8 protein-coding genes are annotated in these 10235 nt (G+C 44.3%); all 8 read left to right on the top strand.

Features of this window, described 5'->3' with window-relative positions:
• Window positions 1-3 precede the first annotated feature (3 nt).
• From mraY to ftsZ, 8 genes are read left to right on the top strand one after another with little or no spacing between them, the layout of a single operon-like run.
• Window positions 4-1224 (top strand): phospho-N-acetylmuramoyl-pentapeptide-transferase, encoded by a 1221-nt coding sequence (gene mraY, locus L0P89_RS03125; RefSeq protein ID WP_235266941.1) that lies wholly within the window; start codon window positions 4-6, stop codon window positions 1222-1224.
• A 2-nt stretch (window positions 1225-1226) separates the two neighbouring features.
• On the top strand, window positions 1227-2561 hold the full coding sequence (gene murD, locus L0P89_RS03120; protein ID WP_235267985.1) for a UDP-N-acetylmuramoyl-L-alanine--D-glutamate ligase: 1335 nt from the start codon (window positions 1227-1229) through the stop codon (window positions 2559-2561).
• 4 nt (window positions 2562-2565) lie between these two features.
• On the top strand, window positions 2566-3774 hold the full coding sequence (locus L0P89_RS03115) for an FtsW/RodA/SpoVE family cell cycle protein (protein WP_235266940.1): 1209 nt from the start codon (window positions 2566-2568) through the stop codon (window positions 3772-3774).
• Window positions 3761-4846 (top strand): undecaprenyldiphospho-muramoylpentapeptide beta-N-acetylglucosaminyltransferase, encoded by a 1086-nt coding sequence (gene murG, locus L0P89_RS03110; protein WP_235266939.1) that lies wholly within the window; start codon window positions 3761-3763, stop codon window positions 4844-4846. Before L0P89_RS03115 ends, murG begins: the two co-directional genes overlap by 14 nt.
• The gene (gene murC, locus L0P89_RS03105; RefSeq protein ID WP_235266938.1) at window positions 4846-6198 is read left to right on the top strand and encodes a UDP-N-acetylmuramate--L-alanine ligase; all 1353 of its coding nucleotides are present in this window, start codon (window positions 4846-4848) and stop codon (window positions 6196-6198) included. Before murG ends, murC begins: the two co-directional genes overlap by 1 nt.
• Window positions 6188-6907 (top strand): cell division protein FtsQ/DivIB, encoded by a 720-nt coding sequence (locus L0P89_RS03100; RefSeq protein ID WP_235266937.1) that lies wholly within the window; start codon window positions 6188-6190, stop codon window positions 6905-6907. Before murC ends, L0P89_RS03100 begins: the two co-directional genes overlap by 11 nt.
• Before the next feature lie 3 nt (window positions 6908-6910).
• Entirely contained in the window at window positions 6911-8236 is a 1326-nt protein-coding gene (gene ftsA, locus L0P89_RS03095) for a cell division protein FtsA (protein WP_235266936.1), read from the top strand.
• A 39-nt stretch (window positions 8237-8275) separates the two neighbouring features.
• Window positions 8276-10216: a cell division protein FtsZ gene (gene ftsZ, locus L0P89_RS03090; RefSeq protein WP_235266935.1), complete on the top strand. Its 1941-nt coding sequence runs from the start codon at window positions 8276-8278 to the stop codon at window positions 10214-10216.
• Window positions 10217-10235 lie beyond the last annotated feature (19 nt).

Raw genomic sequence — 10235 nt, 5'->3', positions numbered from 1 at the left:
CGAATGCTTTACTATCTGTTTGAATATTTAGAGCAACAATATCAACTGCCGGGTGCAGGTCTCTTTCAGTTTTTGACATTCAGGGCGGCCATGGCAGTTTTGTTATCGCTTACCATTGCCATGATTTATGGCAAGCGCATCATATTGTATCTGAAAAAGAAGCAGATCGGCGAGAGCATTCGTGATTTGGGCCTTGAGGGCCAGAAGCAAAAAGCGGGCACCCCGACCATGGGGGGTATCATTATCATCATGGCCACGTTGATTCCGGTGTTGCTGTTCGGCGACCTTAAGAACATCTATGTGGTGCTATTGATAATTACCACGATATGGATGGGCGTTATCGGATTCATCGATGATTACATCAAAATTTTCAAGAAGAACAAGAAAGGCCTCAGGGGCCGTTTCAAGGTGATGGGGCAGATCGTTCTTGGGCTCATCGTGGGGGCTGTTTTGTACTTCCATCCCGAGGTGACCATGAAAGAAAAAGACAAGACCATTATCAATGAAAATTTTAGGGTAGAGAAAGTTGTGGGCAGTGAAAAGAAATCGGTTCGTACCAATGTGCCGTTCTTCAAGAATAATGAGCTTGACTATGCCGAAATCGTTTCATGGATCGGTGATGGGGCCGAAAAGTATGCTTGGCTGGTATTTATTCCCATAGTGATTTTTATTGTTACGGCCGTGTCGAACGGAGCCAACTTGACCGACGGCATTGATGGTCTGGCAGGTGGCACATCGGCCATTATAGTACTCACCTTGGGCATTTTTGCCTGGGTATCGGGTAATGTGGAGTTCTCTAACTACCTCGACATTTTTTATATACCCCGTGTAGGTGAATTGGTGGTCTTTATCGCTGCTTTCGTGGGGGCACTGGTAGGTTTTCTGTGGTATAACGCCTATCCGGCGCAAGTTTTTATGGGCGATACGGGCAGTCTGACCATAGGCGGTGTCATTGCCGTGATTGCCATTATGGTGCGCAAAGAATTGTTGATTCCCCTGTTATGCGGAATCTTCTTTGCCGAGTCGCTTTCAGTAATGATGCAGGTAGCTTATTTCAAGCACACCAAACGAAAACATGGAGAAGGCAGACGAATTTTCTTGATGGCACCATTGCACCATCATTTTCAAAAGAAATCGTACCACGAAAGTAAAATAGTGACACGCTTTTGGATCATCGGCATTCTGTTGGCCATTATAAGCATTGTCACCTTGAAGATACGGTAAAGATGGAGCGCTTGGTGATATTGGGTGCAGGAGAAAGCGGAGTGGGCACTGCAATATTGGGAAAACAGAGGGGGTATGAAGTTTTTGTTTCCGATCGAGGAAAGCTAGAAGAAAAATATAAAGAAGTTCTTATACATCATGAGATTGAATGGGAAGAAGGCCAACATAGCGAGGCCGGTGTTCTGAATGCTGATGTGGTGATGAAGAGTCCGGGTATTCCCGATACGGTTCCACTGGTAAAAAACCTGATCGAAAAAGGTGTACCGGTGATTTCTGAAATCGAGTTTGCATCGAGGTATACCGATGCCATGATTATTGGAATTACAGGAAGCAATGGCAAGACCACCACTACCATGCTTACCCATCATTTGCTCAAAGAAGCAGGTTTAAATGTGGGCATGGCGGGAAACATCGGTGACAGTTTTGCCAAAATGGTATCAGAAGAAGATGTAGATCAATATGTGCTTGAAATCAGCAGCTTTCAGTTAGATGGCATTACTGGTTTCAAACCCCATATTGCGATGATCACCAATATCACGCCCGATCATTTAGATCGGTACGAGTACAAGTTTGAAAACTATGTGGCCTCCAAATTTCGCATAGCCATGAACCAAGATGCCAGTGATTATTTGATTTATGACGCCGATGATGATGCAATTGCCGAAGGCTTTAAAAAACATCCCGTTCAGTCAAAATTGCTCCCTTTTTCGCTCAAAGAAGAGCTGAAAGAAGGGGCTTGGATGAAAAATGGAACGATCAACATAAATGTAGAATCTAAAACCTTTGAAATGAGTACTGATTTTTTGGCCCTTGAAGGCAAGCACAATGTAAAGAATGCCATGGCCGCGACAATGGCCGCTCTCTTGAGCAACGTCAGAAAAGAAGCTTTGCGCCAAAGTATCCAAACGTTTCAAGGGGTTCCCCATCGATTGGAGAAGGTATTGAAAATCAACCATGTCGAGTACATCAACGACTCAAAAGCGACCAATGTCAATGCTACCTATTATGCACTTGAAGGCATCAAAAAGCCTATTGTATGGATTGCCGGTGGGGTCGATAAGGGCAACGACTATACGGCCTTGATGCCCTTGGTTCGTGAAAAGGTAAAGGCGATTATCTGTCTTGGTATGGACAATACCAAACTGGTAGACACATTTGGGAATGTCATCGACTTGATGGTCGAGACCTTTTCTATTGAAGAGGCGATCAAAGTGGCCTATAAAATAGCAGAGCGAGGTGATGCGGTATTGCTGTCACCGGCCTGTGCCAGTTTTGACCTGTTTCAGAATTATGAAGATCGGGGCGATCAATTCAAAGAAGCCGTAAAAAACCTGTAAGATAATGAGGGCACTGTTGAAAAATCTTAAAGGAGATAAAGCCATTTGGGGCATTGCGGCCCTATTGGGGCTGTTCTCATTTTTGCCAGTGTACAGTGCCAGTACCAATTTGGTCTATGTGTTGGGCAATGGTACCACCGTGGGCCATTTGGTGAAACACGGGCTATTGTTGTTCTTGGGCTTTGGTATCATCTATGCCGTACATCGTATACCGGCCCATTATTTTAAGGGGCTCTCTATCATTGCAATGCCCATTGTGCTGTTGTTGTTGGCCTACACGTTAACGGTAGAGACCAACATTGGTGGCGTTCGTGCCAACCGATGGATTCAGATACCCTTTATAGGCGTGAATTTTCAAACGTCGACCTTGGCATCAGTGGTGCTTATGATTTGGGTGGCGCGCTATTTAGCCAAAATAAAAGATTCGGTCATCACCTTTAAAGACAGCATTTTACCATTATGGCTTCCAACGGCATTGGTCATTCTGTTGATCTTGCCCGAGAACTTTTCCACAGCGGCCATTATTGGTTTTCTGGTGCTCGTGTTATGCTTTTTGGGAGGTTACCCCTTTAAATATCTATTGTCGATGATCGGGATCGGACTGGTATTCGCGGGCATGTTCCTTTTTGTCTTGTTCAAAACACCCGAAGTGATACCGGGCGAACGTGCCGTTACATGGAAATCAAGAATTGAAACCTTTTGGAATCCTGATGCGGCCGATAAAGATAGTACCCACCAACCAACTTTGGCGAAGATTGCCATTGCCCAAGGCGGATTGGCAGGTAAAGGTGCAGGTAAAAGTGTGATGAAGAATATGCTTTCACAGAGCACCTCTGACTTCATCTTTGCCATCATCATTGAAGAATATGGCCTTTTGGGGGGTGGTGCCTTGATGTTCTTTTATCTGTTGTTGTTGTTCAGAATCGTGGTCGTGGCCAATGGGGCCAAGAATGTGTTTTCGAAATTGTTGGTGATAGGTGTGGGGCTTCCGATCGTTATACAGGCATTTATCAATATGGCAGTGGTGGTACAGTTGTTCCCTGTTACGGGACAGCCCTTACCATTGATCAGTATGGGGGGTACGTCTATTTGGATGACCTGTCTGGCCGTTGGCATCGTATTGAGTGCCAGTGTAAAAAATAATGGTGTTGGGGAACAATCCCCTGAAATAGAAGATGGCAATCCTTTAGAAATATTGAGTGGGCAATTATAGATTCATTCTTTCTGGGGGAGGCACAGGGGGTCATATTTATCCTGCCATCGCCGTCGCAAATGAGTTGAAAAAGCGGCATCCCGATGCTGAGTTTTTATTCGTCGGGGCGAAAGACAAAATGGAAATGGAAAAAGTGCCCGCTGCTGGATACAAGATCGAAGGACTTTGGATTAGTGGATTACAACGAAAACTGACGGTCAAAAACCTGATGTTTCCTTTTAAACTGATAAGCAGTTTGTTGAGAGCAAGAAAAATAGTGAACAGATTTAAGCCCCATGTGGCCATAGGTACCGGTGGATACGCCAGTGGACCTTTGGTACAGATGGCGGCAAAAAAAGATGTTCCCTGTGTACTGCAAGAACAAAACTCATATGCGGGCATCACCAACAAATTACTGGCCAAGCACGCTAAAAAGATCTGTGTGGCCTACGATGGCATGGAACGATTCTTTCCAAAGGATAAGATCGTGAAAACGGGCAATCCCATCCGGGCCGATTTGGTCAATTTGACCGTGGATAAAAAAGAAGCGGTACGGCACTTCGGATTGGATATGGAGAAGAAGACCTTGCTCGTTTTGGGAGGAAGCTTGGGCGCCCGTCGAATCAACCAATTGATAGAAACAGAACTGAGTTTCTTTAAGCATAAAGAGGTGCAGCTGATTTGGCAATGTGGCAAACTGTATTACGAAGAATACAGAAAACATGAAAATGGTTCGGTCAAGGTAAGGCCATTCATCGATAAGATGGATTTTGCCTATGGTGCGGCAGATATTATAGTCTCTAGGGCAGGTGCAGGCGCGGTTTCAGAGCTGTGTTTGGTGGGTAAGCCCGTGGTTTTCATTCCCTCGCCCAATGTGGCCGAAGACCACCAGACCAAAAACGCAAAGGCGCTAGTGGCGAAAAGTGCGGCATTGATGATCAGGGAAAAAGAGTTGGATGACCAGTTTGAAAAAGTATTTACAGCCCTGATCCGATCAGAAGGCCAACAAAAAATATTGGCAGACCATATTAAAGAATTGGCCATGCCCAAGGCAACCGAACAGATTGTGGATGAAATTGAAAAATTGATATAGTGAATTTGACCCGTGTACATAACGTGTATTTTATAGGTGTCGGTGGCATTGGCATGTCGGCATTGGCGCGGTACTTCAAATTTATTGGCAAAAATGTTGCCGGATATGATAAAACGGCCACACCGCTTACCGCTGAACTGATCGATTCAGGTATATCGGTCCACTATAAAGATGATGTCGATCTCATTTCTGAAGAATTCAAGAATTCTGAAGACACCTTGGTTGTTTACACACCGGCTGTGCCCAAAGAGTTGAAAGAACTTAATTATTTCATCGATAAGGCCTTCGTCGTTAAAAAGAGGGCAGCGGTTTTGGGCATGATTACCCGTGATACCTTCTGCTTTGCCGTTGCAGGCACCCATGGTAAAACCACTACATCGTGTATTTTGGCTCACCTGTTGAAAGAATCAGGTGTTCCGTTCGTTGCTTTTCTGGGTGGTATTTCTGAAGATTTCGACAGCAACTTTGTATTAGAGGGCATAGAACATGCTGTAGTTGAGGCAGATGAATACGACCGTTCATTTTTGCACCTTTCACCAGATGTTGCCTGCATTACCTCTATGGATGCCGATCATTTAGATATTTATGGCGATGCCGGCGAACTGCAAAAGTCATTCAATGACTTTGCCAAAAAACTGAAACCTGAAGGCAAGCTGTTCGTTAAAAACGGATTGCCTTTAAAGGGCATAACGTTTGGTATTGAAGACGCATCAGACTATGAAATAGAAAATATCAAAGTTGAACATGGTACCTACCTATTTGATCTGAAAACTCCCGCCGAAACATTGACGAACGTTCGATTCGGCAAACCGGGCAGACACAATTTGCTCAATGGATTAGCTGCTTTTGCAATGGCGGTGCAATTGGGTTGCCCACCCCACCGCCTTGCCAAGGCCCTGGGTACGTTCAAAGGGGTGCAGCGAAGGTTCTCATATCAGATCAAAGAAAAAGATTTCGTCTTCATCGACGATTACGCCCACCACCCAACAGAGATAGATGCCGTGTATGGAGCCATTGCAGAAATGCATCCCCAGAAAAAAGTGGTATCGGTGTTTCAACCCCATCTTTTTTCTAGAACCAGAGATTTTGCCGATGGTTTTGCCAAGAGCTTGGGCAAGTTTGATGTAGTGCTTTTGCTTGAAATTTATCCCGCAAGAGAAGAACCCATTGAAGGGGTCAATGCCGAGTGGTTGTTACGGCAGATTGAAAATCCGAACAAAGAACTGGTAGACAAGCAAAATCTTGTTGAAAGAATAAAAGTATATAAACCCGATGTTGTAGTGACCATGGGGGCCGGTGACATAGGCCTTGAGGTGCCCAACATCAAAAGACAATTAGCATATGCGAGTTAATGCTGACCACATAAAATTATCTGTGCTGGTTTTGGCCATTATAGGTCTTTATGGTTTCTCAAACCATCGCAGCAACCTGAAAAAGGTCAATGAAATATCGATTAAATTTTTGGGAGACAACGACTTGTACCTAACCGAAGCTACGGTTAATAAATTGTTAATGAAAAATTACGGAAGCTTAAAGAATAGGCCTAAAGAAGAGGTAGCTTTGAATACCATAGAGCAGTTAGTTGAGTCTAATGCCATGGTGAAGAATGCCCAGGTCTATTTTACTGTAAACGGAGATTTAATCACAAAAATCGTTCAACGAAGACCCATCGGAAGGGTCGAAGGGGCCTCTAAATTTTATTTGGATGACCAAGGTAAACACATGCCGTTGTCAAAGAACCATTCGGCACGGGTGCCCATCATCACAGGTAAAATAACAGGTAAGAGCCTTGAGGATGCGTACACCATATTGGAGTACATCAACAAGGATGAATTTCTTCGGATGAACGTCATCGGTATCCACATAGAAGATGAGGGCAGTTACCAGCTCAAATTCAGGATGGAGAATTTTGTAGTGGACCTTGGTGGAATCGAAAATCTCAATGAAAAGTTCAAAAATTTCATGGCCTTTTATGCGAAGGCTACCAAAGACAAGACTTTGGAAAAATACGCAACAGTAAGTTTAGAATTCGAAAATCAAGTGGTTTGCACCAAAATATAGGGTATGGAACAAGGTAATTATTCAGTTGGTTTAGACATCGGTACCACCAAGATAGTCGCCATCATCGGTAGGGAAAACGAATACGGCAAGATCGAGGTGCTGGGCACAGGTCGTTCAAAGAGTCTGGGCGTACACCGTGGGGTGGTCAATAATATCACCCAAACGATTTCTTCGATCCAGCAAGCAATAGAGCAAGCAGAGGTGAACTCAGGGCTCAAAATAGGCTCTGTGGTGGTCGGTATTGCCGGTCAGCACATCAGAAGCCTACAGCACAGCGATTACATCACCCGGCCAGATTCTGAAGAGGTCATCAATGAAGACGATCTCGATAGACTTTGCAACCAGGTCTATAAACTGGTCATGCTTCCCGGGGAAGAAATCATACACGTATTGCCACAAGAGTACAAGGTCGATGGGCAGTCAGAAATCAAACAGCCCATAGGCATGTACGGTGGTCGATTGGAAGCCAATTTTCATGTGGTGGTCGGTCAGGTATCGTCCATCAAAAATATAGGAAGATGTATCAAAAGTGCGGGTTTAGACCTTGCCAACATCACCTTAGAGCCTTTAGCGTCGGCCGAAGCGGTACTCAGCCAAGAAGAAAAGGAAGCAGGTGTCGCACTTATCGATATTGGGGGCGGTACCACTGACCTTGCCATTTTCAAAGACGGTATCATTCGCCATACCAGTGTGATACCCTTTGGGGGCAATGTGATTACCGAAGACATCAAAGAAGGCTGTTCGATCATCGAAAAGCAGGCTGAACTGTTGAAAATCAAGTTCGGTTCGGCATGGCCCGGTGAAAACAAAGACAATGAAATTGTTTCAATTCCTGGTTTAAGGGGAAGGGAGCCCAAGGAAATCACCTTGAAAAACCTTTCAAAGATCATTCATGCCCGCGTAGTGGAAATTATTGAGCAGGTGTATGTAGAGATCAAGAACTATGGCCATGAAGACCAAAAGAAAAAACTGATTGCCGGTATCGTATTGACCGGTGGCGGAAGCCAATTGAAGCATTTAAAGCAGTTGGTAGAATATATAACCGGTATGGATACCCGAATCGGTTATCCGAATGAGCATTTGGCAGGTGATTCCGATGAAGAAATTGCCAGTCCCCTTTATGCCACGGCAGTCGGTCTGTTAATGAACGCCCTTAAGAATATCAAGGAAAACAAAAAAGAATGGGCAGCGGCCGAGACCGAGCCAGAAGAAGTTTTGGTCGGCCAGGAAGCTTCGGCAGCACAAAAAGGCCAGGCTCAAAAAGAGCGAAAGTCCATTTTTGACAAGTGGTCAGAGAAATTAAAAGATTTTTTAGATAACGCAGAGTAAAAAACATCCATCAAAAAAATAACCCGTAAGAAAAACATCATGAGCAAGAACATTGAATTAGACAACATTTCTTTTGATCTGCCGAAAAACAAGAGCAATGTCATAAAAGTAATCGGCGTTGGCGGTGGCGGTAGCAATGCCATCAACCACATGTTTCAGGCAGGGATCAATGGGGTCGATTTTGTAATCTGTAATACCGATGCCCAAGCATTGCAGAATAGTGCAGTACCGAATAAAATACAATTGGGCGTTTCATTGACCGAAGGATTGGGTGCGGGTGCCAATCCTGAAGTGGGTGAACAAGCGGCCGTTGAAAGTATGGAAGAGCTAAAAACCATGTTGGAGGGCAATACCAAAATGGCGTTCATCACTGCTGGTATGGGTGGTGGAACAGGTACCGGGGCTGCCCCGATCATCGCCAAATTGGCTCGTGAAATGGATATTTTGACCGTGGGTATCGTAACCATTCCTTTTCAATTTGAGGGGGTCATGCGTTGTAAACAGGCGCAATTGGGAATCGAGAAACTTCGTGCCAATGTCGATTCATTGATCGTTATCAATAACAACAAACTACGTGAGGTTTACGGTAACCTTGGCTTCAAGGCCGGTTTCTCAAAAGCTGACGAAGTATTGTCGACGGCGGCAAGGGGTATTGCAGAGGTAATTACCCATCACTATACGCAGAACATCGATTTACGCGATGCGAAGACAGTGCTTTCCAATAGTGGTACGGCAATCATGGGCTCTGCTACGGCATCAGGTTCTTCAAGGGCTTCAGAGGCCATTATGAAAGCGTTGGATTCCCCATTGTTGAATGACAATAAGATAACGGGTGCAAAGAATGTGCTGTTGTTGATTGTTTCCGGTTCCCAAGAGATTACCATCGATGAAATAGGTGAGATCAATGATCATATACAAATTGAGGCAGGGCACGGTGCCAATATCATTATGGGTGTGGGCGAAGATGAAGATTTGGGTGACGCCATTGCCGTTACAGTCATCGCAACGGGTTTTACAGCCGATCAACAGAACGATATCGTCAATACCGAATCTAAAAAGATCATCCATACCCTTGAAGACGAACAAAAGGCAGAACAAGAGCTACAGACCGATCAGACCCAAACAACCTCGTCAATGCGGACCATGGCCGATGAAGAGCCGATCATAAAACATCAGTTGGAAGAAGATGTTGAAAGTGATTTGAAAATGCCGGAAGATGAATTGATTCCTACGACCAGTTATATCAGAAATTTCAATGTCTTCTATGAAGAAGTGGTCGCTGAGAATGTAGAGGATGATTTTGTGATCGTTGAGGCAAAGAGTATTCTCAATGACATTGAGGTCGTAGATGCCGAAGAGGTTTCCTCAAAAAAGGAAGAAGAAGACCAATTCGCATTGGCCTTTGACATGCCGTTGAACAAAGAAGAAGAGCCAGAAACGCAGCATACGGTCACCTTTGATCTAGATGAAGAGGTCAAAGACATCAATATCAATGAGTATGTGGAGGTAGAACCTGTTTTGGATTTTAACAAAGAAGGAGAAACCAGATATGACCTTCAAGAATATATGGAACTTGAAAACAAGTTGACAGGTGCCACCTCTATAGCGGAAACCCACGAACCCAAACTGGTAGAGGATGAACTGGTCTTCGAAAAAAAGGTAATCAAAACCGAGGCCTCAAAGGGGGGTGACGATAGTAAGAGAGGTAATGTAAATCCGTTTGAAAGCTCTATAGATGACCTTTTAAAGAGCAGGGCCGATGAGCGCAGAAAAAAGCTTAAAAACTTCAACTATAAGTTCAAAAACAGTGTGAACAATGTTGATGAAATTGAGAAAGAACCGGCCTATAAGCGACAGGGAGTCGATTTGAACGAGGTACCGAAAGAACAAAAAGTATCAAGAACCACTTTGAGCGAAGACAGTAACGACGAAATACAGTTGCGTTCGAACAATTCATTTTTACACGATAATGTTGATTAGTAGTGTTTAGTTGGCATCT

Source organism: Muricauda sp. SCSIO 65647, assembly GCF_021534965.1.
Taxonomy (GTDB): domain Bacteria; phylum Bacteroidota; class Bacteroidia; order Flavobacteriales; family Flavobacteriaceae; genus Flagellimonas_A.
This window is presented reverse-complemented; position numbering and strand designations above follow the sequence as displayed.